This window comes from Tritonibacter sp. SIMBA_163, assembly GCF_046535935.1.
Taxonomy (GTDB): domain Bacteria; phylum Pseudomonadota; class Alphaproteobacteria; order Rhodobacterales; family Rhodobacteraceae; genus Epibacterium; species Epibacterium scottomollicae.
On the sequence record NZ_JAWJBP010000001.1, the window covers coordinates 263,915 to 288,247 of the forward strand.

The 24,333-nt window shown below is 62.3% G+C and carries 27 protein-coding genes and 1 riboswitch; of the genes, 14 read left to right on the forward strand and 13 right to left on the reverse strand.

Annotation, left to right across the window (positions count from 1 at the left end; genetic code table 11):
- The first annotated feature begins 23 nt into the window (after nt 1-23).
- The 7 genes from R0J92_RS01150 to R0J92_RS01180 are packed head-to-tail and all read left to right on the forward strand — an operon-like array spanning nt 24 to nt 5,337.
- Nucleotides 24-1,154 carry an ABC transporter substrate-binding protein gene (locus tag R0J92_RS01150; RefSeq protein ID WP_317384087.1) on the forward strand — a complete coding sequence of 377 codons (1,131 nt, stop codon included), beginning with the start codon at nt 24-26 and terminating at the stop codon, nt 1,152-1,154.
- A gap of 57 nt (nt 1,155-1,211) precedes the next feature.
- Complete coding sequence (locus R0J92_RS01155; RefSeq protein ID WP_411050439.1) at nt 1,212-2,132, forward strand: branched-chain amino acid ABC transporter permease; 921 nt, start codon at nt 1,212-1,214, stop codon at nt 2,130-2,132.
- Nucleotides 2,129-3,112 (forward strand): branched-chain amino acid ABC transporter permease, encoded by a 984-nt coding sequence (locus R0J92_RS01160; RefSeq protein ID WP_411050440.1) that lies wholly within the window; start codon nt 2,129-2,131, stop codon nt 3,110-3,112. The genes R0J92_RS01155 and R0J92_RS01160 overlap by 4 nt, the downstream gene beginning before the upstream one ends.
- On the forward strand, nt 3,105-3,854 hold the full coding sequence (locus tag R0J92_RS01165; RefSeq protein ID WP_411050441.1) for an ABC transporter ATP-binding protein: 750 nt from the start codon (nt 3,105-3,107) through the stop codon (nt 3,852-3,854). Before R0J92_RS01160 ends, R0J92_RS01165 begins: the two co-directional genes overlap by 8 nt.
- Nucleotides 3,851-4,537: an ABC transporter ATP-binding protein gene (locus R0J92_RS01170; protein WP_411050442.1), complete on the forward strand. Its 687-nt coding sequence runs from the start codon at nt 3,851-3,853 to the stop codon at nt 4,535-4,537. Before R0J92_RS01165 ends, R0J92_RS01170 begins: the two co-directional genes overlap by 4 nt.
- 3 nt (nt 4,538-4,540) lie before the next feature.
- Nucleotides 4,541-4,945, forward strand: a complete 405-nt coding sequence (locus tag R0J92_RS01175; RefSeq protein ID WP_106162146.1) for an acyl-CoA thioesterase — start codon at nt 4,541-4,543, stop codon at nt 4,943-4,945.
- Nucleotides 4,942-5,337 (forward strand): RidA family protein, encoded by a 396-nt coding sequence (locus tag R0J92_RS01180; protein ID WP_106162147.1) that lies wholly within the window; start codon nt 4,942-4,944, stop codon nt 5,335-5,337. Before R0J92_RS01175 ends, R0J92_RS01180 begins: the two co-directional genes overlap by 4 nt.
- Nucleotides 5,338-5,439: 102 nt before the next feature.
- Here the strand turns inward: R0J92_RS01180 and R0J92_RS01185 are convergent, their stop codons facing one another.
- On the reverse strand, nt 5,440-6,438 hold the full coding sequence (locus tag R0J92_RS01185; RefSeq protein WP_411050444.1) for an NADPH:quinone reductase: 999 nt from the start codon (nt 6,436-6,438) through the stop codon (nt 5,440-5,442).
- A 211-nt stretch (nt 6,439-6,649) separates the two neighbouring features.
- Here R0J92_RS01185 and R0J92_RS01190 point away from each other — a divergent pair, with 211 nt between their 5' ends.
- The gene (locus R0J92_RS01190; RefSeq protein ID WP_411050445.1) at nt 6,650-8,992 is read left to right on the forward strand and encodes a putative bifunctional diguanylate cyclase/phosphodiesterase; all 2,343 of its coding nucleotides are present in this window, start codon (nt 6,650-6,652) and stop codon (nt 8,990-8,992) included.
- 102 nt (nt 8,993-9,094) lie between these two features.
- On the opposite strand, the gene R0J92_RS01195 is transcribed toward R0J92_RS01190, so the two are convergent.
- The 5 genes from R0J92_RS01195 to R0J92_RS01215 all read right to left on the reverse strand — a co-directional run bounded on the left by R0J92_RS01195 (nt 9,095) and on the right by R0J92_RS01215 (nt 13,018).
- Nucleotides 9,095-9,892 (reverse strand): dimethylarginine dimethylaminohydrolase family protein, encoded by a 798-nt coding sequence (locus tag R0J92_RS01195; RefSeq protein WP_411050446.1) that lies wholly within the window; start codon nt 9,890-9,892, stop codon nt 9,095-9,097.
- A gap of 37 nt (nt 9,893-9,929) precedes the next feature.
- Nucleotides 9,930-10,622, reverse strand: coding sequence for an ABC transporter permease (locus R0J92_RS01200; RefSeq protein WP_106162150.1), 693 nt, complete (start codon nt 10,620-10,622; stop codon nt 9,930-9,932).
- Nucleotides 10,623-10,634: 12 nt separating this feature from the next.
- A complete protein-coding gene (locus tag R0J92_RS01205) occupies nt 10,635-11,348 on the reverse strand; it encodes an ABC transporter permease (RefSeq protein ID WP_106162151.1) in 714 nt (237 codons plus the stop codon).
- A gap of 72 nt (nt 11,349-11,420) precedes the next feature.
- Nucleotides 11,421-12,191, reverse strand: a complete 771-nt coding sequence (locus R0J92_RS01210; RefSeq protein ID WP_411050447.1) for a transporter substrate-binding domain-containing protein — start codon at nt 12,189-12,191, stop codon at nt 11,421-11,423.
- A gap of 44 nt (nt 12,192-12,235) precedes the next feature.
- Entirely contained in the window at nt 12,236-13,018 is a 783-nt protein-coding gene (locus R0J92_RS01215; protein ID WP_106162153.1) for an ABC transporter ATP-binding protein, read from the reverse strand.
- A 717-nt stretch (nt 13,019-13,735) separates the two neighbouring features.
- Between R0J92_RS01215 and R0J92_RS01220 the strand changes: the two genes are divergently transcribed.
- The 6 genes from R0J92_RS01220 (at nt 13,736) to R0J92_RS01245 (ending at nt 18,931) form a co-directional block, all read left to right on the forward strand.
- A complete protein-coding gene (locus R0J92_RS01220; protein WP_411050448.1) occupies nt 13,736-14,575 on the forward strand; it encodes a tryptophan 2,3-dioxygenase in 840 nt (279 codons plus the stop codon).
- A 1-nt stretch (nt 14,576) separates the two neighbouring features.
- Nucleotides 14,577-15,767: a kynureninase gene (kynU, locus tag R0J92_RS01225; RefSeq protein WP_411050449.1), complete on the forward strand. Its 1,191-nt coding sequence runs from the start codon at nt 14,577-14,579 to the stop codon at nt 15,765-15,767.
- A 212-nt stretch (nt 15,768-15,979) separates the two neighbouring features.
- Nucleotides 15,980-16,159 carry a hypothetical protein gene (locus R0J92_RS01230; protein ID WP_411050450.1) on the forward strand — a complete coding sequence of 60 codons (180 nt, stop codon included), beginning with the start codon at nt 15,980-15,982 and terminating at the stop codon, nt 16,157-16,159.
- The gene (locus tag R0J92_RS01235) at nt 16,156-17,682 is read left to right on the forward strand and encodes a CHAD domain-containing protein (protein WP_411050451.1); all 1,527 of its coding nucleotides are present in this window, start codon (nt 16,156-16,158) and stop codon (nt 17,680-17,682) included. The genes R0J92_RS01230 and R0J92_RS01235 overlap by 4 nt, the downstream gene beginning before the upstream one ends.
- On the forward strand, nt 17,679-18,461 hold the full coding sequence (locus R0J92_RS01240; RefSeq protein WP_411050452.1) for a ParA family protein: 783 nt from the start codon (nt 17,679-17,681) through the stop codon (nt 18,459-18,461). The genes R0J92_RS01235 and R0J92_RS01240 overlap by 4 nt, the downstream gene beginning before the upstream one ends.
- Nucleotides 18,458-18,931 carry a CYTH domain-containing protein gene (locus tag R0J92_RS01245; protein ID WP_411050453.1) on the forward strand — a complete coding sequence of 158 codons (474 nt, stop codon included), beginning with the start codon at nt 18,458-18,460 and terminating at the stop codon, nt 18,929-18,931. Before R0J92_RS01240 ends, R0J92_RS01245 begins: the two co-directional genes overlap by 4 nt.
- Nucleotides 18,932-19,212: 281 nt before the next feature.
- Here R0J92_RS01245 and cobF read toward each other — a convergent pair whose 3' ends face one another.
- The 7 genes from cobF to R0J92_RS01280 form a co-directional block, all read right to left on the reverse strand.
- Nucleotides 19,213-19,977, reverse strand: coding sequence for a precorrin-6A synthase (deacetylating) (cobF, locus tag R0J92_RS01250; protein WP_411050454.1), 765 nt, complete (start codon nt 19,975-19,977; stop codon nt 19,213-19,215).
- Between the two features lie 98 nt (nt 19,978-20,075).
- Nucleotides 20,076-20,573, reverse strand: coding sequence for a hypothetical protein (locus R0J92_RS01255; protein WP_411050455.1), 498 nt, complete (start codon nt 20,571-20,573; stop codon nt 20,076-20,078).
- Nucleotides 20,574-20,644: 71 nt separating this feature from the next.
- On the reverse strand, nt 20,645-21,343 hold the full coding sequence (locus R0J92_RS01260) for a CbtA family protein (RefSeq protein ID WP_411050456.1): 699 nt from the start codon (nt 21,341-21,343) through the stop codon (nt 20,645-20,647).
- 4 nt (nt 21,344-21,347) lie between these two features.
- Nucleotides 21,348-21,518 carry a CbtB domain-containing protein gene (locus R0J92_RS01265; RefSeq protein ID WP_411050457.1) on the reverse strand — a complete coding sequence of 57 codons (171 nt, stop codon included), beginning with the start codon at nt 21,516-21,518 and terminating at the stop codon, nt 21,348-21,350.
- Nucleotides 21,519-21,557: 39 nt separating this feature from the next.
- Nucleotides 21,558-21,772: riboswitch (cobalamin riboswitch) on the reverse strand.
- Between the two features lie 110 nt (nt 21,773-21,882).
- Nucleotides 21,883-22,218: a DUF1636 family protein gene (locus R0J92_RS01270; RefSeq protein ID WP_411050458.1), complete on the reverse strand. Its 336-nt coding sequence runs from the start codon at nt 22,216-22,218 to the stop codon at nt 21,883-21,885.
- Complete coding sequence (gene cobA, locus R0J92_RS01275) at nt 22,215-22,946, reverse strand: uroporphyrinogen-III C-methyltransferase (protein WP_411050459.1); 732 nt, start codon at nt 22,944-22,946, stop codon at nt 22,215-22,217. Before cobA ends, R0J92_RS01270 begins: the two co-directional genes overlap by 4 nt.
- Entirely contained in the window at nt 22,943-24,271 is a 1,329-nt protein-coding gene (locus R0J92_RS01280) for a cobyrinate a,c-diamide synthase (RefSeq protein ID WP_411050460.1), read from the reverse strand. The genes cobA and R0J92_RS01280 overlap by 4 nt, the downstream gene beginning before the upstream one ends.
- Between the last annotated feature and the right edge of the window lie 62 nt (nt 24,272-24,333).

Below are 24,333 nucleotides of genomic sequence, written 5' to 3' on the forward strand. Positions count from 1 at the left end.
ACCATAAAACAGGGAGTTTGATCATGAAGAAGCTAATGTTGGCCACAGCGGCCGCGGCGCTGGCCGCGGGCGGAGCGATGGCGGATGTCAAAGTCGGGATGATCACCACGCTTTCGGGCGGCGGTGCGAGCCTCGGCATCGACACCCGCGATGGGTTCATGCTGGCGATGGAAGGTGCCAACCGCGATGATGTCGAGGTGGTCATCGAAGACGACCAGCGCAAGCCCGATATCGCGGTGCAGCTCGCGGATAAGATGATCCAGTCGGAAAAGGTCGACGTGCTGACCGGTATCGTCTGGTCAAACCTCGCCATGGCGGTGGTGCCTGCCGCCACCGCGCAAGGTCTGTTCTACCTTTCGACCAACGCTGCGCCTGCGCAACTGGCGGGCAAGGGCTGCAACTCCAACTATTTCTCCGTGTCTTATCAGAACGATAACCTCCATGAAGGTGCGGGTGCTTACGCAACCCAAGCCGGGTTCAAAAACACCTTCATTCTCGCCCCGAACTATCCGGCGGGTATCGACAGCCTCACCGGGTTCAAGCGGTTCTACGAGGGCGAACTGGCGGGTGAGGTCTACACCAAGCTGGGGCAGACGGATTACGCGGCTGAAATCGCGCAGATCCGCGCGTCTGGCGCAGACAGCGTGTTCTTCTTCCTGCCCGGCGGCATGGGGATTTCCTTCTTGAAGCAATATGCCGACAGCGGCGTGGATCTGCCCGTGGTTGGCCCGGCCTTCAGCTTTGATCAGGGTATCCTGCAAGCGGTGGGCGAGGCGGCTGTAGGGGTCAAGAACTCCTCCACATGGTCAAAGGATCTGGACAATGAGGCCAACGCGGCTTTTGTCGCGGCCTTCCAGCAGAAATACGACCGCCTGCCGTCGATCTACGCGGCGCAGGGCTATGACACTGCAAATCTGCTGTTGTCGGCCATCGACAAGGCGGATGTGAATGATGACGCGGCCTTTGCTGCGGCCCTGAAGGAGGCGGATTTTGCCTCTGTGCGGGGGGAGTTCTCCTTTGCCGCCAACAATCACCCGATCCAGAACGTCTATGTGCGTGAGGTCATCAAGGAAGGCGACGTCTTTACCAACAAGATCGTCGGCACCGCCCTTGAGGATCATGCAAACGCCTATGTGGACGCGTGCAAGATGTAAGTGAGGCGCGCCCGGCCCGCATCTTCTGCGGGTCGGGACACACCTGAAAGAAGACATATGTCAACGATACTTATCATCGAGCAGTTGCTGAACGGGCTGCAATCCGGCGTCATGCTCTTTCTCATGGCGGCAGGGCTGACGCTGATCTTTGGCGTCATGGGGCTTATCAACCTCGCCCATGGCTCGCTCTATATGGTTGGGGCCTTTGCCGCGGCGGCTGTGGCGGGCGTCACGGGGTCGTTTGTGCTGGCGCTGGTCGCGGCCCTTGCGGCAGCGGCCCTTGCGGGGGCTGTGATCGAGGTCGCGGTGATCCGCAGGCTTTATGACAGCGACCATCTCGATCAGGTCTTGGCGACCTTTGCGCTCATTCTGATCTTTTCCGAGGGCACACGCTGGGTCTTTGGGTCTTTTCCGCTGTTCCTGGACATTCCCGATGCCTTGTCTGGGCCGGTGACCTTGCCCGGCGGCATCCAGTACCCTTTGTATCGTTTGGCGCTGATTGGCGTGGGGCTGCTGGTGGCGTTTGGCCTGTGGCTCTTGATTGAGCGCACACGTATCGGCATCCAGATCCGCGCAGGTGAAAACGACCGTGAGATGATCGCGGCGCTGGGCGTCGATATCTCGAAACTTTACACGCTGGTCTTTGCGCTGGGGGCGGCTCTGGCCGGTCTCGCTGGCGCATTGGTGGGCGCAATCCAGTCGGTGCAGGTGGGCATGGGCGAGCCGGTGCTGATCCTTGCCTTCGTGGTGATCGTGATCGGCGGGATTGGGTCCATCAAGGGCGCGTTTATCGGCGCATTGCTGGTGGGGCTGACAGACACATTGGTCGGGATCTTCCTGCCCGAAGTGCTGAAACTCTTTATGGACGCCGCCCCTGCAACCTCTGCCGGATCCTCGATTGCCTCGATGTCGATCTACATCCTGATGAGCCTTGTGTTGATCTGGCGTCCCTCTGGCCTGTTCGGAGCACGCGCATGAGCCGAGAAACACTCTTTAACGCAGCCCTGCTGCTGGGTCTCATTGCCGTGCCTGCATGGGCGGTGATGATGAATGAGCCCTTTACGATCACGCTGGCGACCCGTGCGGTGATCCTTGCGCTTGCGGCGGCGGGCCTGAACATCGCGCTGGGCATCGGCGGGCTGGTGAGCCTTGGCCACGCCGTGTTTTTCGGGATTGGCGGCTACGCCATGGGCATCCTTGCCCATCACGCCCAAAGCTATACACCGCTGATGGAATGGCCGCTGGTGATCGAAGGCACCAAGTTCATGCCGGTGATCTGGCTTCTGGCCGTTGTGGTCTCGGCCGTTGCGGCCTTCCTGATCGGATTGATGTCGCTGCGTACCACCGGGGCCTATTTCATCATGATCACGCTCGCCTTTGGTCAGATGTTTTACTACTTCGCCATCTCCTGGAGCACCTATGGCGGCGAAGATGGCATGTCGATCTACATCAGGAACGACTTTCCCGGCCTCAACACGCTTGTTCCCATCCAGTTCTACGGGCTGTGCCTCGCAATCCTCGTTGTGGTGCTGATCTTCACCGCCCGCCTGCGCCGTTCGCCCTTTGGGTTGGCGCTGAACGCGGCGCGTCAGGTGCCCGCACGGGTGGAGGCCGTGGGCATGGACCCGATGCGTCTGAAGCTGGTGGCCTTTGTCATCTCCGGTGTTATCACCGGTCTGGCTGGCGCGCTATTTGCCGATCTCAACCGCTTTGTCAGTCCGACGATGTTCAGCTGGCAGTTCTCGGGCGAGATCATGATCCTTGTGATCCTCGGCGGGGTGGGGCGGCTGTTCGGGCCTGTTGCGGGGGCTGTGACCTTTGTGGCGCTGGAACATTTCCTCGGTGGCATCACCGAGTTCTGGCACATCTTCCTCGGGCTGATCCTTCTGGCGGTCGTGCTCTTTGCGCGCGGTGGCATCACCGGGCTGGTGGCAGGCAAGGAGGCGACCCATGACTGAGACCATTCTTGCAACTCACGGCATCACCAAATCCTTCGGCGCGCTGAAGGCCAGCAATGACATCTCGATTGATCTGCGCCCCGGCGAAATTCACGCCATCATTGGTCCCAATGGGGCAGGTAAATCCACGCTGATCGGCCAGATTTGCGGCTCACTTACGCCGGATGCAGGTCGCGTAGAGCTGATGGGTCAGGATGTGACTGGCCTCAGCACCGATCAGAGGGCGCGGGCCGGGCTTGGGCGGACCTTTCAGATCTCGGCGCTGGCGATGGAGGACACGGTGCTGGAAAACGCCATCCTCGGCGCAATGGGCGCCAGCGGCAGGTCGTGGCGGTTCTGGTCGGCAGCGCTTGGCGACTGGTCTTTGCGCACCCGCGCCGAGGCGGCGCTGGAACGGGTTGGCCTCGCGGAGAACATGACGAAACGCTGCGCCGACCTGAGCCATGGTCAGCGCCGCCAGCTGGAGGTCGCCGTGGCGCTGACGCTCGCGCCAAAGGCCTTCGTGATGGATGAACCGATGGCGGGCCTTGGCGCCGAAGGGTCCAAGAACCTCACCGGGTTCCTCGACAGCCTGCGCCAGGAGGCACCTATCCTATTGGTGGAACATGACATGGACGCGGTCTTTGCGCTCGCGGACCGGATCAGTGTGCTGGTCTACGGCGAGGTCATCGCCACTGGCAGCGTCGATCAGATCCGCAGCGATCCGCGCGTGCGCGAAGCTTATTTGGGAGAAAGCGCATGAGCCTGTTGTCCGTCAAATCCCTCACCGCGTCCTACGGCGTGAGCCAGGCCCTGTTTGGTGTCGACCTTGATATCAATCCGGGCGAGGTGGTGGCGCTTATGGGCCGCAACGGCATGGGCAAATCCACCACGGTCAAGGCGATCTGCCGCATGATCACCGCGGGCGGCACGCTGGAGTTTGCGGGTCAGAACCTGCACGCATTGCCCAGCCATAAGGCCGCACGTCTGGGTCTTGGTCTGGTGCCTGAAGGACGGCGCTGTTTTCGCGACCTCACGGTGGCGGAAAACCTCCTCGCAACCAGCCGGCCCGGTGACTGGGACATGAGCCGGGTGACGCAGCTTTTCCCGCGTTTGGGCGAACGTCACAGTCAGCTTTCGGCGTCGCTCTCGGGCGGTGAGCAACAGATGCTCGCCATCGGTCGCGCCCTGATGACCAACCCGCGCCTGCTGATCCTGGACGAAGCCACGGAAGGCCTCGCACCGATCATCCGCCAGGAAATCTGGTCTGCGATCAACCGGCTGAAACAGGACACCGATATGGCGATCCTGGTGATCGACAAGACACTGGCGGAGCTGGAACAGGTCTGTGATCGCGCCGTGATGCTGGAGCGTGGCAAGACCGTCTGGAGTGGTGCCATGACGGCGCTGACCCCGGACATCACTGAACGCTATGTAGGGGTTTGAGCCATGTATGAAATGCCGCAAAAAGTGCTGTTCAAGCACTGTGACCCTGCGGGGATTGTCTTCTACCCGCGTTATTTCGAGATGATGAACGATTGCGTCGAGAGCTGGTTTGCGGACGTCTTGGAATGGCCGTTTGAGGACATCCACAAGACCGCTGGCGTGCCGACGGCCAACATCCAAACCCGCTTTTCCGCGCCCAGCCGCCATGGCGAGCAACTGGTGCTGAAATTGCGGGTGATAAAGCTGGGTCGGAGCTCTCTGACCTACGAGATGACCGCCACATGCAACGATGAGCTTCGCTTTGAGACAGAAGCGACGCTGGTGCATGTGGCAGCAAGCGGGCGGCCTGACCTCTGGCCTGCGCCCATTAGAACAAAAATTGAATATGACATGAAAGGGCAGACATGACCCATCAAACCATTCACCCCGAAGGTTGGGCTCCGGCGAAGGGCTATGCCAACGGCATGTTGACACAGGACGGCGTTTTGCACATCGGCGGCCAGATCGGCTGGGACGAGAAGCAGGAATTTGCCTCCGACAGCTTTGTCGACCAGATGCGCCAGGCGTTGAAGAACATCAGATCGATCGTAGAGGCCGCAGGCGGCAAAGCTTCGGATGTCACCCGCTTGACGTGGTTCGTGATCGACAAGCAGGAATATCTGGCGCACCAGGCCGAGGTTGGTGCCGCCTATCGGGAGGTCTTTGGCAAGCACTTCCCGGCGATGTCGATGCTGATCGTGGCGGGTCTTGTTGAGGATCGCGCACTGGTTGAGATCGAGGCCACGGCGCATATCAGCTGAGTGCGGGGCGCGACCTCTAGCAATCGCAAAGCCTATCTGACTGGAAAAAAGGGCCCCGCACTGGGGCCCTTTGCTGTTGGAGAAACCCGCAATCCGGTGGGCTCAGAGCGTCACGACCGCATTGCCCAACAGGCTTCCCGCTTCGACGGTTTCATGCGCGACGGCGATGTCTTTCAGCGCAAAGCGACGATCAATCCGCGGCGACAACTGGCCGGAGGTGAGCAAAGCATTGATATCCTTGATCGCCTCTGCTTTGGCGGCATCGCTCATTGAGTAGACAAACACCGGCTGCAGCTGAATGTTGCGGAATGCCAGCGGATAGAAGGGCAGGGCCGGCGTCAGATTGGAGGCCGAAGCATAGGCGCCGACGGAGCCGTTGATCTTCAGGATCTGGGGGTAGATCTCCATATGAGCGGCAATATCCACATCGACCACATGGTCGATGCCACCGTTGCCAACCAGATCCAGCAGTTGATCGAGCAGCGGCGTTGCCTTGTAGTTCAGGACCTCATCCGCACCAGCTTCGCGCGCGATCTCTGCCTTGATGTCATTGGAGACGGTCGCGATAACCCGTGCGCCCTTCGCCTTGGCGATCTGGATGGCGCTGTGGCCGACCGCACCGGCACCGCCGGTCACCAGAACGGTGCGTCCTGCGACGGGACCGGCCCACATCAGCGCGCGGTGTGCGGTCATGGCCGGTACGCCGAGGCACGCCCCGGCCTCAAAGGACGCCTCCTCGGGCAGTTCAACAGCCAGATGGGCGGGTATGATCGCATATTGGGCTGCTGTGCCAAGCGGCCCCTGTCCCAGGCCATCGGTGGAGCGGTTGATGTTGTACATCCAGACGCGCTGACCGACACGGGCAGGGCCGACGCCTTCGCCAACCGCCTCGATCACGCCTGCGCCGTCATTATGGACCAGGACCTGATCGGCAATCATGGGGCCCTGTGCGCCCGAGCGCAATTTGACATCCGAAGGGTTCACGCCGGATGCGCGCATAGCCACCAGGACCTCGCCCGCGCCGGGGGATGGCAGGTCGACCTCCTTGAGTGCCAGGGTGTCCCGCGCCGTACCTCGGGCCGTGTTGAATACCGCTTTCATGTTCACTCCTGTCGTTTGATCGGGAATTGGATTGACGCGCATGAGCCCTGAAATATGACCCGAACGCAAGGGCGAGAAGGCCGATTTATAAGCACTGCAACAAGGTGTTAACCAAGAATGATGAACGCCGCCGCGGATTAGGCTTTGCGAAAACGAATCTGTTTAGTGTCGTCTCAGTGTGGTGTGTGATTTCGGTCCGGAGGGCCTGTTCATGAGATTGGGACAGACACTTGTTCTGTTTGCTCTTATTCTGGCGATGCTGACCGGACTGTCGTTCTTGGGCTATCACTATTTGACCCTTGCGAGCGAGTATCGTGCCCGGAATCTGATCCACCTCGATCTGATGCACGATGCGCGCGATATTCTACACAGCAACCCGATCTTGCGACCGGAATCCGCGCGGCACCTGAATGAGGTGTTGCAAGCGGCAGACGTTCAGCCCCGCTGGTGCATTAGCAACCTCTCTGCGATGGAGCACAAGGGATTTGTCCTACTCGGCGCAGAACCAGCACTTGCGATATGCGAGCGTGGGATCCGAGAGGGGCGGCGTGCCGAGGCGTTGTTGAAGCCGTTGATGGGGCCGCAGGCGGTCTTGGGAGATGATCCCAATAGCCTGTCTGATCATACCCTTAAGGTCAGGAAGCAGGTGCAAATCCTGCACGATCTCAGCTTTTCATTCCGCCCGACCCTGGATGTGATCGAGGCGCGGCTCGTGATGGTGGTCAAAACCGGCACCGGGATAGTAAGTTTCTGCCTTGCTCTGGTGTTCATTTTTCTAGCCCGCCAGATGGTCAGGTCGTGGCGGACGTTGTCCGAACAATCTCAGCAACTGAAACGGATGTCTCAACGCGTCTCCGCAGCGATGAGCGCCTCCACCGACGGGTTTGCGATCTTTGATGAGGAAAATCGCCTCGTCACCTGCAATGAGACCTATCGCGAGTTGAGCCATGTTGACCCGAAAGCAGTCAAGGTGGGTATGGCCCTGCCGGAAATCCTGGCGGATGCGGTACATGCAGGGCACTACGCGCTGCACGGTCAGTCGCCAGAAGACTACGTGATGAGTTACAACAGCCGCATTGAAAGTCACGCCTATCGCGCTGAAACGCAGCTGGAGCTTTCGGGGGATCGCCACATCGTCTCGCGTGTGAACGAAACCGATTCTGGCGACAAGGTCGTGACGCGGGTAGATATTACGGATCTCGTGCGCGGTGAGCGCGAGCAACGTCATGTGGCCGAGGTCTTGCAGGAGGCCAAGGACCGGGTTGAGAAACAGTCGTTGAGCGACCCGCTGACGGACCTTGCGAACCGGCGGCATCTGGACCGCGAACTGGCGCGGCGGCTCGAGGAGGCACCGGTGACATTGGTGCGTATCGACCTGGACCGCTTCAAGAAAATCAACGACATCCTTGGGCATGAAGCGGGCGATTTCGTGCTGTGCCATGTTGCGGATGTGTTGCGCCTACACTCGAAGGCCGGAGATCTCATCGCACGGGTGGGCGGGGATGAATTTGTCGTTCTGTGCCAGCAGGGCACATCGCTGGCGCAGGGAGAGGTGCTGGCGAACCGGGTTCTGGATGCGGTGCTGCAGCCGGTGGCGTGGGGGAACAAGCGCTGCAACTTCGGTGCCAGCTTCGGCGTTGCCCATGGCAAGCCGGGCGAAATGTCCGCAAGTGAGCTGCTCAGCAATGCCGATGCTGCTCTGTACCGTGCGAAAGCCTCAGGCCGCGCCATGGTCGAGGTGTTTACCGCCGAGATGCGAGCAGAAACCCTGGCGGAACGGGCTCTTGCAGACCGTATGCAGCATGCGCTCGAGGTTGGGGAAATCGTGCCCTATTATCACACCCAACACGATGCCCGCAGTTGGCAGCTCGCCGGTGTCGAAGTGCTGGCGCGCTGGGAACATCCCGAATTGGGCGTGTTGCCGCCGGTAAAGTTCCTTGGCATTGCAAAGCAATTGGGCCTTGAGGCGGAGCTTGACGGGCGCATTTTCGAGGCTGCGGTCAAGCAAATGGCCCAATTGGAGGCGCGATCGATAGAGGTGCCGCGCGTGGCCTTCAACGTCAGTGCGCCGCGGATCATGGAGCCGGGGTTTCTTGATACCGTGCGCAGCCACATCCCGGATCGCCGCGACCGCTTTGCCTTCGAAATACTGGAATCCATTTCTTGCGAGGAAGAAGGCGATGCGTTGATCTTCTGTATCGACGCCTTGAAGGACATGGGCTTCAAGATCGACGTGGATGATTTCGGCTCGGGGCATGCCTCGATCAACGGGGTGCTGAATATCGAGCCAGATGCCCTGAAGATCGACCGCAATATCATCTTTCCGCTTGGTCAGAGCGAGCGGGCGGAGCGCATGGTCGCCTCGATCGTCGACCTTGCACATACGCTCGATGTGAAAATCATCGCCGAGGGCGTCGATTCACTTGAGAAAGCGCGGCTGCTGCGTGAAATCGGCTGCGATATCCTGCAGGGGTTCTATTTCTCCGAGCCTCGCAGCTTCGCAGAGCTGAAGCTGAACCTTCTCGGACTCGATCAGGATCGCAGCGCGATCTAGCTCTTGCGTAATCTTGGGGGTGGTCGTGACTTAGAACACGGGCGCTTGCCGCGGGTGTCCCGATGGCGCCCGTGCTGGGGATTGTCCTAGACGGCGCGCGGCTCAGCGCGTCGGCGTGAACCGCAGCGACAGGCAGGACATGCCGCCGTCCAGTTTGGCAGCTTCGGAATTGCCGATTTCGCGCACAGTGTATCCGGCTTCGATCAACCGATCCCGGGTGGCGGGGAAGCCCGCTGGCATCAGGACGAGATCGTTGAACCGGATGGTGTTTGCGGCGGCCTCCTCACCAGGGGCGGTGTAGATGACCTTATATCCTTCAAAGCAGCCCGACGCGGCGAGACGCTCTGTCGCCAGCACGGTTTCGCCGTCCAGCAGCGAGCAATCGGTCTTGAAGTGCAAGACACCTTCGGGGGTGATGACCTCGCGCACGGTGTAGCCCCAATCGGCGACCAGCCCGCGCAGCTCTTCTATGCCGGCGGCATTTGTACGCGCCGAACGCCCAACGAGGATTTCGGTTTCCGTGGTCAGGATATCACCGCCCTCGATATAGCTGTCGGCGCCCGAGATCGAGCGCACATCGCCGTAGAGCGCCTTCAGATGTGGTGCCATCTCTGCCGCTTCGCCCAGACGGGACGGGGCGCCGGGCCGCATGACAATCGCCCCTTCACGCAGGCAGAGCGCGGTGTCTTCGACAAAAACCGCATCCGGATAGGCGTCCAAGGCGTCGAGCACGGTGACCTCCGCGCCGGTGTCCTTCAGCGCCTGTACATAGTCGGCATGGTGGCTGTGGAACAGATCCAGATCCGGGGTGCCGACGTCCACGGCGCGCAGACCGTCAATGATGCTGGCGCTGGGTTTGCGCGAAATCGCGTGGGTGAAGCGGAAGGAGCGGTCCGTCATGAGGTAGTCCTTGTGTGTCGTCAGAGAAACAGATGTGTCAGGCGCTGCGCTGTGGCATCCGGCGTTCCATCAGCCGGAAGGCAATCACCAGCACAAACGTGAGGCAAAGGTAGATGAGCGCCACGAACAGCAATGGTTCGTAGATGCGATAGGTTTCCTGACGCACGATGCTGCCGACGCCATAGACCTCAAAGACGGTGATGGTGGCGGCCAGCGGTGTGGCTTTCAGTGTCAGGATGAATTCCCCGGCCAGGGTGGGGAAGACGTTCTGCAGTGCGCGTGGCAACCAGATCCGGCGTAGCACTTTGAACGGGCTCATCCCCATAGCGCGTGCGGCTTCCAGCTCGCCGCGCGGAACGCTGCGGAAGGCACCGCGCATCACTTCGCCCTCATATCCCGCCACGCTCAGTGAAAAGGCCACGACGGCGTAGGGGAAGGCCTCGCGCAGAAGCGGCCAGATCATCGACTCGCGAATGCCCGGAATGAAGGGAAACAGCGATCCGAGGCCGTAGTAGATCAGCCAGAGCTGGATCAGCAGCGGCGTGCCCCGGATCACGGTGCAGAAGGCGCGCGCTGTCCAGGCCAGCGGCCAGGGGCCAGTGACTTGCGCAAGCCCTATCGGGATCGCCAGGGACATGCCGAAAAAGATCGAGAGACCCAGCAGTTGCAACGTCAGCCACAGACCTTCCAGGAAGCGGGGCGCGTATTCAGGTAGCCAATACCATTCCATCACGGGGCCTCCTTATGTCTGCGACGGCTGGCCGCGCCGCAGACGACGCTCCAGCAGGCCAAAACCGAGTGTGGAGACCAGCGTCACCGCCAGATACAGGCCGCCAGCCACCATGTAGAACATGAAATACTCTCGTGTCGCGCCAGCCGCCTGTCGGGTTTCCAGCGCCAATTCGCTAAAGCCCACAACGGCCAGAAGCGCAGTGTCCTTGGTGGTGATCAGCCAGAGGTTCGACAATCCAGGCAGCGCATAGGGCAGCATGATCGGTAGGGTGATCCGGCGCAGCACAGTAAGGGGCCGCAACCCCATGGCGCGCCCGGCCTCGACCTGTCCGTGCGGCACGGACTGAAAGGCGCCACGAAACACTTCGGTTGAATAGGCGCCCTGCACCAGTCCGATCACGTAGATCCCGGCCCAGAGGCCGCTGATGTCCATGCGCTCCAGCCCCATGCTTTCGCGGACGATATTCAGCAGATCGGTGCCCGCGTAGTACAGCAGCAGGATCAGCACCAGCTCCGGGATCGCGCGGATCACGGTGGTGTAAAACTCGAGCCCCCAGCGCAGCACCGGCCCGCCGTGCAGCTTTCCAAGCGCACCAAGCAATCCGATCACCAGCCCGAGCGCATAGGCCCCGACCGCGATCTGGAGTGTACGCAGGAGGCCCATCAGAAGATTGCCCCCCCAGCCGGGCGGGCTCAGGGCGAGAAGATCGAATGCGCTGTCCATTGGGGATTTGGTCTTTCGTCAGTAAAAATGCCGGGCCACCCGGATGAGGTGGCCCGGCCAGTGCAGCGGGGATCAGCCGCCGTAGATGTCGAAGTCGAAGTATTTGTCCGAAATCGCCTTGTAGGTGCCGTCGGCGCGGATCTTTTCGATTGCCGCGTTCATCTTGGCGTGCAGGTCGGTGTCGTCCTTGCGCATGCCTGCGCCCACACCGGGACCAAAGATGGCGACGTCGTTCAGCTCGGCCTTGACCTCGTAAGGCGCGCCTGCATCGCTTTTCAGAAAGTCCTGAAAGGCGAGACTGTCACCCACAACCGCGTCGATGCGACCAGCAACCAGATCCTGGTTGTGCTCGTCAAAGGTGTTGTAGGTCTTCACGTCCGCGGTTTCGGCGAAATGCGCATCCACGTAGTTGGCGTGGGTGGTGGACACCTGAACACCGACATACTTGCCGTCCAGGCTGGCCGGATCGCCGGTCACCTCCATGGACTTCGCACCCACCAGAACCGCCGGTGTGTTGTAGTACTTGTCGGAGAAGTCGATGGTTTTCAGCCGTTCTTCGGTGATCGACATGGACGCCATGATCACGTCGATCTTTTCCGACATCAGGGCAGGGATGATGCCGTCCCATGCGATGGGCGCGATCGTGCAGGTCTCTTCCATGGCCTCACACAGCGCGCCGATCATCTCGACTTCCCAGCCGGTCCAGCTGCCATCTGCGGTTTTTTCCGCAAACGGCGGATAGGGCTCTGCCGCGATGCCGATGGTGACATCGGCGCTGGCAAGCCCGGTGGACAGCATAAGGGTGGCGGTCGCGGTTGCAGCGAATGTGGTCAATGTTTTCATTGTGTTGAACTCCCGGTTTGGTGGTTTTGTTTTATGGTTTGGTCTTAGTGAACGGAGGCCACGAAGGCCCGGCAGCGATCACTGAGTGGGTCGCCGAAGACCTGCGCGGGCGGGCCTTCCTCTTCGATCTGCCCCTGATGCAGGTACAGAACGCGGCTTGAGACATCGCGGGCAAAGCGCATTTCATGGGTGACCAGCAGCATGGTGCGGCCTTCGTCGGCCAGCTCGCGAATGACCTTCAGAACCTCGCCCACCAGCTCCGGATCAAGCGCCGATGTGGGCTCATCAAACAGCATGACGCGCGGATCCATCGCCAACGCACGGGCAATCGCCACCCGCTGCTGTTGTCCGCCGGAGAGATAGGCAGGATATGCGTCGCGCTTTTCCCAAAGGCCCACCCGGGCCAGATGCGCCTCGGCCCGGTCGGTGGCCTCAGCCCGGCTGAGGCCGAGAATCTGCACCGGCCCCTCGATCACGTTTTGCAGCACCGTCATGTGCTGCCACAGGTTGAACGATTGAAACACCATGCCGAGGCGGGAGCGGAACCCTTCAAGCTGACGGCGATTCTTCGGAACCAGACCGGTTCGCCCGGGTTTCAGGTCCAGTTCTTCGCCCCCGAGAAAGATCTGCCCACTCGATGGGGTCTCCAACATGTTGATGCACCGCAGAAACGTGCTCTTGCCAGAGCCGCTGGAGCCGATCAGTGACACGACATCGCCGTCCTCTGCCCGCACGCCCACCCCGCGCAGCACATGCGCAGTGCCAAAATACTTGTGCAAATCACGCACTTCGATGGCGGGCGGTTGAGGGGGGGTGTCGTCTGGCATCGGCTGGGTCCGTTGTTATGATCTGTTGGCGACAGACTAGGTGCGTTACCGCCCGGAGGTCAACACTGTTGCACGATTGTGCAGCCCGTAGTTTTGCAGATCGCCCTTGGGTTGCGCCGGATGCCTATGATGTCAGCAGTCTGGGAAAGGTCAGCATGTGGAGCCATAGGGCGGGCAGTTTTCGTCGTGGAGCAGGCGCAGGGGCGTTTCTGTATGGCTGATATCGGCAGGGGTGGCAGCCAGAAAGGCGCCGCTGCATGCGTGGTGGTTAAACTGGAACGTGCACGGATGCTGGCTGCAATGCAAAACGTAGGCCTGGGCGCGCACTCAATCTCTGTCAGTATCGCGGTGGGGCGCATAGGCTTCAACGGCGCACAGCGACTGGCGGAGGTGACGCGCTCCTGCGTGCAATCGTCTACAAACCGGCCCGCCAGAGTTTTGAAATCTGCTACGATCGCTCGTGTCACGCCTTGATGACAACGGGGGCTGCCCGCACCGTCTATGCCTTCATCGCGGGCCGCTTCCCGAAGGTGCTCCAGCCGGCGAGGGGTGATGTTCAGGCAAGCGAATCCCTGTGGCGTGGGCGCGAAAAAGGAGTGGCGAAAATGTATTTTATGCTTGAAGCTTTTGTCTTGCGCTGAAGCAGTCAGGACAATACCGTTGCGCCAAACCGGCCCCAGGGGCGGCGATGGATCTCCGTATGAAAGGTGCGCCAAGATGACCAACACACCCTATAATCCGGGGCAGGAGGGGGCAAAGATGGGCTTTGCCGATGCCATGTCCTATGGCGACTACCTGCATCTGGACGCGCTCCTCGACCAGCAGCATTGCAAGAGCGACGCTCATGACGAGATGCTGTTCATCATTCAGCACCAGACGAGCGAACTGTGGATGAAGCTGGCGCTGCACGAATTGCAGGCGGCGCGCGATGCACTGCAGCAGGGTCAGACGGCCGAGATGTTCAAGATGCTCGCCCGCGTCAGCCGCATCTTCGAGCAGCTCAACAGTGCTTGGGACGTCCTGCGCACCATGACCCCCGCCGATTACACCCGCTTTCGCGAGGCGCTGGGCCCGTCGTCGGGGTTCCAGTCGCATCAGTACCGGCTGATCGAATACGTGCTGGGCAACCGCAACCCCAACATGCTGCTCCCGCACGAACATGTCCCCGAGGTGCATGCGCTGCTCGCGGATGAGCTGGCACGGCCCAGTTTCTATGACGAGGTGAACCGCTACCTCTACCAGACCCTCGACGGCCATACCGACAACATGCCCGAACTGCAGCTGGACGCGCCCCATGCGCTGAACGCCGAGATCCAGTCCCGCTGGCTGGAGGTCTATCAGGACATCGACAGCCATTGGACGCTCTATGAGATGGCCGAGAAACTGGTTGATCTCGAAGACTATTTCCGCCGCTGGCGCTTCAATCACGTCACCACGGTCGAACGCGTCATCGGCTTCAAACGCGGCACCGGCGGCACCTCCGGCGTGCAATATCTGCGCCGCATGCTGAGCGTCGAGCTGTTCCCCGAACTCTGGACCCTGAGAGGCGATCTCTGACATGACCCAACTGCCCAAGAAACATCTCTTCGACATTCCCGAGGGCATGATCTACCTCGATGGCAATTCCCTCGGCCCACTGCCAAAAGGCGCGGCGGAACGTGCGACCAAGACCCTCACGCAGGAATGGGGCACCCAGCTGATCAAGGCGTGGAACACCGCCGACTGGATGGCGCTGCCGCAGAAGGTGGGCGACCGGATCGCGGGCTTTATCGGCGCCGCACCGGGCAGCGTGGCCACCGGCGACACGCTGTCGATCAAGGTCTATCAGGCGCTGGCGGCGGCGCTGAAGATGCGCCCCGACCGTCGGGTGATCCTGTCCGACACCGGCAATTTTCCCTCCGACCTCTATATGGCGCAGGGGCTGATCTCCACCATCGGCAAGGACTACGAGCTGCGCACCGTTGCCCCCGAGGATGTCGCCGAGGCGATCACCGAGGATGTGGCCGTGGTGATGCTCACCGAGGTCGATTACCGCACCGGGCGCCGCCACGACATGACTGAGTTGACCGCACGCGCCCATCAGGCCGGGGCGGTGATGATCTGGGATCTGGCCCATAGTGCCGGTGCGCTGCCAGTGGACCTGACCGGCTGTAACGCGGAATTTGCGGTGGGCTGCACCTATAAATACTTCAACGGCGGTCCCGGTGCGCCGGCCTTTATCTATGCGCGTCCCGATATCCTGCTGGAGGTGGAACCGGCGTTGTCGGGCTGGCTCGGCCATGACGCGCCCTTCGCGATGGAGCCAGGCTACCGCCCCGCCATGACCACCGAACGGCTGCGCGTGGGCACACCGCCGATCGTGCAGCTGTCGATCCTCGACGCGGCGCTTGACGTCTGGGATGGTGTGTCGATGGGCGAAATCCGCGGGGCCTCCGTCGCGCTCTGCGAGAGTTTCATCACCGAGGTGGAGGCGCGTTGCCCGCAGCTGACGCTGGCCTCACCGCGCGATGCAGCGGTGCGTGGTTCGCAGGTGTCCTTCGCCTTTGAAGAGGGGTATCCCGTCATGCAGGCTCTGATCGAGCGCGGCGTGATCGGTGATTTCCGCGCGCCCAACATCCTGCGCTTTGGCTTCACGCCGCTCTATATTGATCAGGATGACGTAATCGCCGCCGCAAAGGTGCTTGAGGACGTCATGACCAGTGAAAGCTGGAAGGATCCGAAATATCAGGTACGCTCTCGCGTGACCTGATCCCGCGTCAGATTACGAGCGGACAGGACCGCCCTCTGCGCATGCAGGGGGCGGTTTTCATTTTGGCGCCGTCGCGGCCCATGAAAACGCGGGCACAAGCTCTGCCGGCTGCCCCCATGTGTCTGTCGCGCAAGGGTCGGGATCGTATCGTACCTGTTTGACAAGAGCTTTGAAAAACTGACATCATGACGTCACATTGAAGGTTCGCTAATATGCCCAAAGATAAAGCCGATATCAGCAAACCCGCGCGCAAGAACACCTCGCTGCGTCTGGATGGTAAAACGCTGAAAGCCCTGAAATTGCGGGTCATCGAAGAAGATACCAGCATTCAGCGTCTCATCGAGCGGCTCATTGATGACTACCTGAAGGCAACAAAGAAAAAAGGCAAATGACAGCAGAAGTGTCCCATAGTTTCCTGCTCGACGGCGCTGTCGAGTGGCCCGAAATTGCAACTGCGCTGGGCGATCTGCGGCTGGAATTCGACACGGAGGACACGTCACTGTCCTTCCGCATGCTGGATTGTCACGATCAACTGCTGCGAAAGTCCGGCCGCGTTTTGCTGGAGTTCGACGATAGCCTCACGATGTTGGCTGCTGGCACGCCACCGCAGCGTCAGGCCACCGCCGAGGCCGCAAGGTTCCCCGCCGATCTGCCCGAGGGGCCGGTAAAGCGCCTGACGGAGGCGACATTCCCACTGCGCTGCTTCCTGGCGATGGCCAGCGGCACGCTCCACCGAAACAGCCTGCGGGTGGTGGATGACGAGGGCAAGACCCATCTGCGTGGCGAGATCCTGACCTTCGGCAGTGACGCGGGCCACGTCACGCTGGTGACCTTGTCGCCCCTGCGCGGCTATACTCGTGCGCCGGATCGGCTGGGTGCCGCGCTTTTGGCCCATGGGGCCGGGCCGCTGGAGGCCGAACACATCTTCACCACATTGGCGCCGAATGTGCCGCGCTATGTGGCCAAGCCCAAGATGAGGTTCACCGGCCATGAGACCGCCTTTGACGTGGCGGTGGAGACGATCCGCAATTACATCGCCGTGGCCCGCGCCAATGAGGCCGGCGTGATCGGCGACCTCGACACCGAGTTTCTGCATGACTACCGGGTGGCCCTGCGCAAGGTGCGTTCGGTGCTGAGCCTGTTCAAAGGCGTCTTTGGCTCTGTGCAGACGGCAGAGCTGAAGGCGGCATTTTCCGACCTGATGGCGCCGACGGGGCGGGTGCGCGACCTCGATGTCTATCTGATGGACCGCGCCGCCTATGATGCGCTGGTGCCCGAGCAACTGCGCCCGGGCCTGTCGGTGATGTTCGACGCCTTTGCCGCGGAACGGGACGGGGCGCAGGCGAAGCTCGTCAAACACCTGAAAAGCAAGGGCTATCAGAAAAAGATCTCGGCACTGGAAGAACAGTTCGCCCATCCCGATGGTTTTGTGCGTGGTGAGGCGGGCGGCCTCAGCGCGGAGGTTTACGCCCGCAAGTTGGTGTGGAAGAGCTATCGCAAGATCTGCAAGATCGCCGCCCATATTGGTGACGACACCGTGGATGAGGACGTTCACGAATTGCGCATCGCCTGCAAGAAATTCCGCTACCTGCTGGAGTTCTTCGCGCCGCTGTTCCCGGGCAAGAGTGCCAAACGCCTGATCACGCGGATGAAGGCGCTGCAGGATACCCTCGGGGTCTTCAATGATTGTTCTGTGCAGAAGGACTCTCTGGCCACATTTATGTCCACGCACCCTGCCGTCACCGGTGCCAGGGGGCTGGAGGCGGCGCAAAGCATCGGCGCGCTGATCGCCATCCTCGACCAGCGCCAGCGCGCAGAGCGGGCGCGGGTGATGACGTATTTCGACCAGTTCAACAGCGCCGAGACCCGCGCCGAGATTAAGGCGCTGTGTCAGCGCAAGGGAGCCGCCGCATGAAGATTATCGCCTGCTACAGCAACAAGGGCGGTGTCGGCAAAACCGCCGCGGCCGTCAACCTTGCCTATGCCTATGCGCAGTCCGGCGCACGTACCCTGCTGTGCGATCTTGACCCGCAGGGCGCGTCGAGCTTCTATTTCCGGGTGAAGCCGTCGAAAAAGCTGAAGGACACGCAGTTCTTTGAGGATGTGGACCGTTTCACCCGTGCGATCCGAGGCAGCGATTACGAGAACCTCGACATTCTACCCGCCAACCTGACCTTCCGCGACTTTGACGTGTTCCTGTCGCGGATGAAGAACAGCCGCTCGCGCCTGAAAAAGGCGCTGAAAGCGGTGGATGGCGATTATGACGTGATCATTCTGGATTGCCCACCCAACATCTCCTCGCTGTCGGAGGCGGTGTTCAAGGCCGCCGACAGGGTGGTGGTGCCGGTGATCCCGACCACCCTCTCCGAACGCAGCTTCGAACAGCTGATTGCCTTCTTCAAGGAGAGCGGGCTGAAGACCGCAAAGCTGCTGGCCTTCTTTTCCATGGTGCAGGGGCGCAAGACCCTGCATGGCGAGACGATGGCGCGGCTGCGTGACAGCTATGGCAAGCTGTTCCTGACCACGGAGCTGCCGTTTTCCACCGATGTGGAGAAGATGGGCGTGTATCGTGAGCCGGCGCTGTGCTTTGCAAAGACGCGCCCGGCGGGCAGGGCCTATCTGGCGCTGTTCGACGAGGTGAACGCCCATGTGTCGGGTGGGAAGACAGCTGTGAGAGCAAAGGGATCGCCATGAAAGAGATCGAACGGAAGTACCTGGTGGCGGAGCACCCCGATCTGACCGCAGCCACGGCGACACCGGTCAAGCAAGGCTATCTGACAGCGTTGGAGGACAGCACCGAACTGCGCCTGCGCCAGAAGGGGGAACGGTTCTTCCTCACCCAGAAGGGCGGCGCGGGCCGGGTGCGCGAAGAGCGCGAGGCGGAGATCACCCGGACGGTCTATGAGACCTTCTGGCCCGGCACCGAGGGGCGGCGGCTGGAAAAGACCCGCTGGACCGGCGTGCTGGCGGATGGCTGGGGGTATGAGCTCGACATTTTCGACGGCACACTGGCACCATTGCAGATGGTTGAGGTGGAGTTCGCCGATGAGGCTGCGGCGGAGGCCTTCGTGCCGCCCGAATGGTTCGGGCGCGAGGTGACTGAGGACAAGCGGTTCGGCAACAAGTCCCTCGCGGTGCATGGCCTGCCGGAGGGCGCTGTCTGAGCCGCACCTGAGCCTGGGGTGTCGCACCGAAAAAAGCAGACCGGTGGAGGTCGGGCAGGGGAAGCTCCCGCCCCCGCGCAGTCCCTTGCTGACGCAAGACCCCGCTTGGGGTTGGGCCGGGCAGCCTGTCCTGCGGACAGGCTGCGGCGCCGGACCGTCAGGTCCGGCGCCATGCCCAACGGGAGCGGTTGTGCCTCTGGCACGGCCAGCGACGGGCGGGAGGCCCCCGCTGATGAGGACACGCGTCGCGGCCAGGCCGAGCGAGCGGTCAGGTCAGGTGATTAGGTCAGACGCTGTAACAGGTAGATATCCATGATCCAGCCGTGATCGGCGCGGGCGCTGGCGCGTGTGGCGAGGATCTCCGCCTGCACCTCGGACAGGCGCCCGGCAATGTTGATCTCATTCTCCATGCCCGCATAGGCAGACCAATGGATCATCACCTCTTCGGGCACTTCAAGGCTCTGGAATGAGCAATCCCCGTCCAGCATGATCACCAGCGTGTCGCAGCCCTCGGGCCAGCCGTGATCGCGCAGGCGTCGCCCGGTGGTGATCTGCACCGGCGCGCCAATGCCGTTCAGCGGCACGCCGTGGGCGGCCGTCAGCGCCTGGATCGAAGTGATGCCCGGTATCACCTGCATTTGCATCCGCACCCGCGCGCGCAGACGCTCGGCAATCCGCATGGTGCTGTCATAGAGCGACGGATCGCCCCAGACCAGAAACCCCACGCGGCCCCCCTTCGGCAGATGTGTTGCCATGGCTGCCTGCCATACCTCGGCAATCGCGTCATGCCAGTCATCCACTCGCTGGCGATAGTCGGCGGTGGCTGGATCTCGCACCGGCAGGTCGAATTCGACGATCTTCGGCGGCTGCGCGACCCCCGCCAGCACCTCGGCGCAGATCGCCTGACGCAGCCCGGCAAGGTCATCCTTACCTGCACCCTTGTTGGGGATCAGGATCAGATCCTGCGCGCCGAGCGCTTCCACCGCCTGCAACGTCAGATGCTTGGGGTTGCCGGTGCCGATACCGATCAGGCTGAGGTGGAGCATGGGGCGCAATCTCTCAAGAATAAATGGGCGGACAGATCTGCCCCGGTCTTGGTGCCGTGTCCGGGGCAGGTCAAGGGCATGGTCTCAGGAGCGCACCATCAGCGCGTGTCCACGGTCACCGCAGCCTCGACCGGGCTGCCGTCAACCGCGATAACCCCGTGGCTGTTGGAGTTCAACGAGACCTTCACTTCCACCTCACCCTCGGGCAGCGCGCCGATATGCATCCAGCGGCCATAGAGCCGCCCGATCTTTTCGCCGTTGACATAGACATGGGCGTGGCCTTCGCCCGCCACATCAGCACCGGAGGCGTTTTCGGGCGCAAAGCGGAAGTTCTGCGGCATCGCGTGCAGGTTCCAGCCCGACATCGGATCGGGGGTCAGTGCAATCTCCAGCGCCGGGGCCTCCGGGCCAGCGGCGATATCGACCATGGCGGAGTGATCATGTGCGGCCATTTCGGCCTGACCGCCGCCGCCGTGATGGGCGGGGTCGCCGTGGTCGTGGCCATCAAAGGTCACGCCATTTCCGGCGGCGGTGACAAAGCCGATGCCGCCGCCAAAGACAAGACCGATGGCAAACAGGGCGAGCGAACGGGACATGGGGTCTTCCTTCAATATGGAAATCCCCGCCGGGCGCGATGTGCGCGGCGGGGATCATCAGGCGTTCTGGGTCACGCTGCAGCTGCGTCGCGGGCGGACTCGGTCTGCCAGAAATAGGCGGCAAAGGCGCCCAGCAGCACCCAGGCGGCCATGCCGATGCCAAAGGCCCGCGCGGCAAACAGCGCCCCGATCTCGGTCGGCACCGGGCCGGTGAACGTATCGGGCTCCGGCGCGCCGATCACATGCGGGGCGATCAGCAACAGCGCCGCCACCACGTAGGACACCAGATTGCCGCCAAAGGCGATCAGCCACATGGCAATGCCGGCGGTCGCAACGGTGGCCACCCACCAGATCTGACGCGCGCCCACATCGGCGGCGGCGACGCCGGGTACTTCGGGGGCCAGGGTGAAGCCGGGCGCGAAGTGAAAGGCGACAAAGCCCGCAATCCCCCAGATGATGCCGTGGCGTGCGGTGACCACATGGCCCTGACGCTCCGCCTGCGACATCAGCGCCACCAGAACCAGCGCGTAGCCGGTGTAGGTCAGCATGGTAAAGAGGATGCTCAGCAGGTTGCGCATCGGCTCGTCGAACAGGCCCGGCAGCTCGGGATGGGCACTGACGGGATCACCGCCGAAATGCACCAGCGCGCCGGTTTCATAAAGTTCGGCATGCAACAGCACCGGCTGCACGAAGAAAAGCTGCAGCAGGGCGACGATCAGCCCCGCTGCAGCGCCAGCGAACAACGCGCTGGTCAGAATACGTGTGAGCATGGTCTTAGTGGCAGGGAAAGCCGGTGGCGTGGCGCACGTCATGCGCCGCATCATGCAGGGTCGAGGCCTGCACATGGCCGGTCACGGTGATGATGCCGAGACCCAGAACCATGGCAAAAAGCGCCGGGATGATGCTGGAGACGGATGTGGTCGAGGTAAGCGTCTTGGTCGTCATGTGTGTGTCCTCCGTGCCGTCACACCCGACGGCAGACATAAAGTTCTCGTTCCATACGGTCGGTCTCCTGACTCGCGGGTCACGGCGATCATCCTCCTTCCCGGCACGCAGGCCAGTGGGTTCAGAATGTCGCTCGCCGCTCACAGTCGCGGGGGCGGTTGGGGCTTCGGCGCCGCGATTGGGTCCGCCGTTCCTCATTCCCGTTTCAGTCCCGATGCTTTGCATCATCAGACACCGTATGCATCTGTTGTGCCTTGCGCGCTTTGCTCCGGTCAAGCGTGAATACGCCACCGGAGGCGCTGTTCGCGGCAGTTCCGTGATCTTCAGGGGGCTTGCGGAGGGCGGATAGCCTGTGGTGATGCGGTCAGGGCAGCTCTGCGGGGATGCGGGCAATGGCCTTGAACCGCAGCTCACCCAGCGGCCTTGCATCCGCCAGCGTGCCATCGGCGCTGCTGGCATAGAGGCGCAGGAACGTCAGGATATCGGGCAGATCCGCCGATGTGATCTCGCCAAACAGATAGGCGGTCTTGCCGCTCTGGCGGATCGCCAGGGTCTGTGGGCGGTCGCAGCCCGACATGCAGTCGACCTGCTGCAGCCTTGCGCTCAGCCCCGCCGCCGTCAGCGCCGCCGAGATCTGCCTTGGCAGGTCCGGGTCGGCAGTGCTGCAAATGCGGCAGAGCGTGAGCATCGGCTGTGTCATGCGGGCGCGTCTTCATCCGCCAGTGGACCGTAAAGGATCAGCACCGGCGCGGCGCTGTCGATGCAATCCAGCAGATCCGGCAGCGCCTGCACCGTGGTGCGGTGCAGCTCCTGCGCCGGGGTGGAGACGCCGAGGGCCACCAGCGTTGGCGTGTCCTGTGGCAGGCCTTCGTCCAACAGCAGCGCCAGCATCGACGCAAAGGTGCGTTTGCCCATATAGACCACGGTGGTGGCCTCCGGATCGGCAAGGGCGGCGAGGTTCATGTGATCCGGCAGCCCGCCGGTCACGTCATGGCCGGTGATGAACTGCAACCGCCGCGCGGTCAGCCGCCGCGTCAGCGGAATGCCCGCCGCCGCTGCTGCGGCCGAGGCGGCGGTGACGCCAGGGATGATCTCGTATTTGATGCCAGCGGCGCGCAGGGCGGTCAGCTCTTCCTCCAAGCGGCCAAAGACGCCGCTGTCGCCGGATTTCAGCCGCACGACCTGGGCGCCGGATTGCGCGTATTCCACCAGCAGTTTGCTGACGTGGTCCTGTTTCGGCGAGGGGCGCCCGGCGCGTTTTCCGACTCCCACCAGATCCGCATCCGCATGGGCATGGTCCAGGATTGGCCCCGAGGACAGATCGTCAAACAGCACCGCATCCGCCGCCTCCAGCCGTTTTACGGCCTTCACCGTCAACAGCTCCGGATCGCCGGGACCGGAGGAAACAAAGCTGACAAAGCCACTCATGCACGCTCTCCCTCATGCTCTGCGGTGATCAGATGGAAGAAGGTGCCGGTGACGTTGCCCTTGATCGAACCGGTCTCCGGCACCGGGTTGCCATCCGCGTCCATCACTCGGGCCAGCGGTGCGTCGGGCTCATCCAGAATGGTGGAGTAATGGAACTCATGCCCGCGCAGGAAGTCGCCGGTGTCAAAGCCCGGCATGCCCGCCTGCAGCTCTGCCCGGCGATAGCCGAGGTGGAACTTGCGCTTCTCATAGGACGTGACCAGCCCCAAGAGCCCGGCCATCTGGTGCCGCACGCCCGCCTTGTCGATCAGCGCCGCGCCAAGCGCCATGTAACCGCCGCATTCGCCATGCACCGGCTTCGTCTGCGCATGTTTCTGCAGGCCTGCGCGCCACGTCTCCGCCGCCGCCAGCGCCGCGCCGTGCAGTTCGGGATAGCCGCCGGGCAGCCAGACCAGATCGGCGTCCGGGGCGGGAGGTTCGTTGTTCAGGGGCGAAAATGGCAGGATCTCGGCTCCGGCGGCGCGCCAGCCTTCCAGCAGATGCGGATAGGTGAAGGAAAACGCCGCATCCCGCGCCAGCGCGATCCGCTGTGCTGGCGGTTTTGGCAAGGCCCGCGGGGCAGGGGCCGCAGCTGTGCTGGCCACCGCGCGGATCGCGTCAAGGTCGACGTTGTCGCGCAGGAAAGCCGCGTAGCCCGCAATCGCCGCCTCAAGATCGGGATGCTCCACCGCCTGAATGAGGCCGAGGTGGCGTTCGGGCAGCGTAAGATCGCCGCGCCGGGGCAGGGCGCCCAGCACCTTGACGCCCGCGCGCTCCATCCCCAGCCGGGTCAGCCGTTCGTGGCGCGGACTGGCCACCCGGTTCAGGATTACCCCGGCAAAGGGCAGGTCGGGGTTGTACATCTTGAACCCAAGCGCGGTGGCGGCAGCAGATTGCGCCTGCCCGCCCACGTCGATCACCAGCACCACCGGCCAGCCCATGCGCAGCGCGGTCTCGGCCGAGGAGCCAAAGCCCGATTGCCCGCGGGTGGCAACGCCGTCGTACAGCCCCATGGAGCCTTCGCCGATGCAGATATCCGCGCCAGTGGCCTGGGTGGTGACGGCATCGAGCAGCCCGCTGTCCATTGCCCAGGTATCAAGGTTGAAGGACGCGCGCCCGGCAGCGGCGAGGTGAAAGGCAGGGTCGATATAGTCCGGTCCGCTCTTGAAGGGCTGCACCGTGAGGCCGTCCTCGGCCAATGCGCGCAACAGGCCCAGCATCACCGTGGTCTTGCCGGTGCCGGAAGAGGGGGCAGAGATCATCAGGCCTTTGGGGAAATTGGTCATCGGGCTACCTCATTTGCAGAGAACTCTTGTCCGGTCCGCGGACCGGACAGCGTCCGAGCCTC

Coding starts and splice junctions, on each gene's coding strand:
- R0J92_RS01150 (WP_317384087.1), top strand. CDS start 24: ATGAAGAAGCTAATGTTGGCCACAGCGGCCGCGGCGCTGGCCGCGGGC.
- R0J92_RS01155 (WP_411050439.1), top strand. CDS start 1,212: ATGTCAACGATACTTATCATCGAGCAGTTGCTGAACGGGCTGCAATCC.
- R0J92_RS01160 (WP_411050440.1), top strand. CDS start 2,129: ATGAGCCGAGAAACACTCTTTAACGCAGCCCTGCTGCTGGGTCTCATT.
- R0J92_RS01165 (WP_411050441.1), top strand. CDS start 3,105: ATGACTGAGACCATTCTTGCAACTCACGGCATCACCAAATCCTTCGGC.
- R0J92_RS01170 (WP_411050442.1), top strand. CDS start 3,851: ATGAGCCTGTTGTCCGTCAAATCCCTCACCGCGTCCTACGGCGTGAGC.
- R0J92_RS01175 (WP_106162146.1), top strand. CDS start 4,541: ATGTATGAAATGCCGCAAAAAGTGCTGTTCAAGCACTGTGACCCTGCG.
- R0J92_RS01180 (WP_106162147.1), top strand. CDS start 4,942: ATGACCCATCAAACCATTCACCCCGAAGGTTGGGCTCCGGCGAAGGGC.
- R0J92_RS01185 (WP_411050444.1), bottom strand. CDS start 6,438: ATGAAAGCGGTATTCAACACGGCCCGAGGTACGGCGCGGGACACCCTG.
- R0J92_RS01190 (WP_411050445.1), top strand. CDS start 6,650: ATGAGATTGGGACAGACACTTGTTCTGTTTGCTCTTATTCTGGCGATG.
- R0J92_RS01195 (WP_411050446.1), bottom strand. CDS start 9,892: ATGACGGACCGCTCCTTCCGCTTCACCCACGCGATTTCGCGCAAACCC.
- R0J92_RS01200 (WP_106162150.1), bottom strand. CDS start 10,622: ATGGAATGGTATTGGCTACCTGAATACGCGCCCCGCTTCCTGGAAGGT.
- R0J92_RS01205 (WP_106162151.1), bottom strand. CDS start 11,348: ATGGACAGCGCATTCGATCTTCTCGCCCTGAGCCCGCCCGGCTGGGGG.
- R0J92_RS01210 (WP_411050447.1), bottom strand. CDS start 12,191: ATGAAAACATTGACCACATTCGCTGCAACCGCGACCGCCACCCTTATG.
- R0J92_RS01215 (WP_106162153.1), bottom strand. CDS start 13,018: ATGCCAGACGACACCCCCCCTCAACCGCCCGCCATCGAAGTGCGTGAT.
- R0J92_RS01220 (WP_411050448.1), top strand. CDS start 13,736: ATGACCAACACACCCTATAATCCGGGGCAGGAGGGGGCAAAGATGGGC.
- kynU (WP_411050449.1), top strand. CDS start 14,577: ATGACCCAACTGCCCAAGAAACATCTCTTCGACATTCCCGAGGGCATG.
- R0J92_RS01230 (WP_411050450.1), top strand. CDS start 15,980: ATGCCCAAAGATAAAGCCGATATCAGCAAACCCGCGCGCAAGAACACC.
- R0J92_RS01235 (WP_411050451.1), top strand. CDS start 16,156: ATGACAGCAGAAGTGTCCCATAGTTTCCTGCTCGACGGCGCTGTCGAG.
- R0J92_RS01240 (WP_411050452.1), top strand. CDS start 17,679: ATGAAGATTATCGCCTGCTACAGCAACAAGGGCGGTGTCGGCAAAACC.
- R0J92_RS01245 (WP_411050453.1), top strand. CDS start 18,458: ATGAAAGAGATCGAACGGAAGTACCTGGTGGCGGAGCACCCCGATCTG.
- cobF (WP_411050454.1), bottom strand. CDS start 19,977: ATGCTCCACCTCAGCCTGATCGGTATCGGCACCGGCAACCCCAAGCAT.
- R0J92_RS01255 (WP_411050455.1), bottom strand. CDS start 20,573: ATGTCCCGTTCGCTCGCCCTGTTTGCCATCGGTCTTGTCTTTGGCGGC.
- R0J92_RS01260 (WP_411050456.1), bottom strand. CDS start 21,343: ATGCTCACACGTATTCTGACCAGCGCGTTGTTCGCTGGCGCTGCAGCG.
- R0J92_RS01265 (WP_411050457.1), bottom strand. CDS start 21,518: ATGACGACCAAGACGCTTACCTCGACCACATCCGTCTCCAGCATCATC.
- R0J92_RS01270 (WP_411050458.1), bottom strand. CDS start 22,218: ATGACACAGCCGATGCTCACGCTCTGCCGCATTTGCAGCACTGCCGAC.
- cobA (WP_411050459.1), bottom strand. CDS start 22,946: ATGAGTGGCTTTGTCAGCTTTGTTTCCTCCGGTCCCGGCGATCCGGAG.
- R0J92_RS01280 (WP_411050460.1), bottom strand. CDS start 24,271: ATGACCAATTTCCCCAAAGGCCTGATGATCTCTGCCCCCTCTTCCGGC.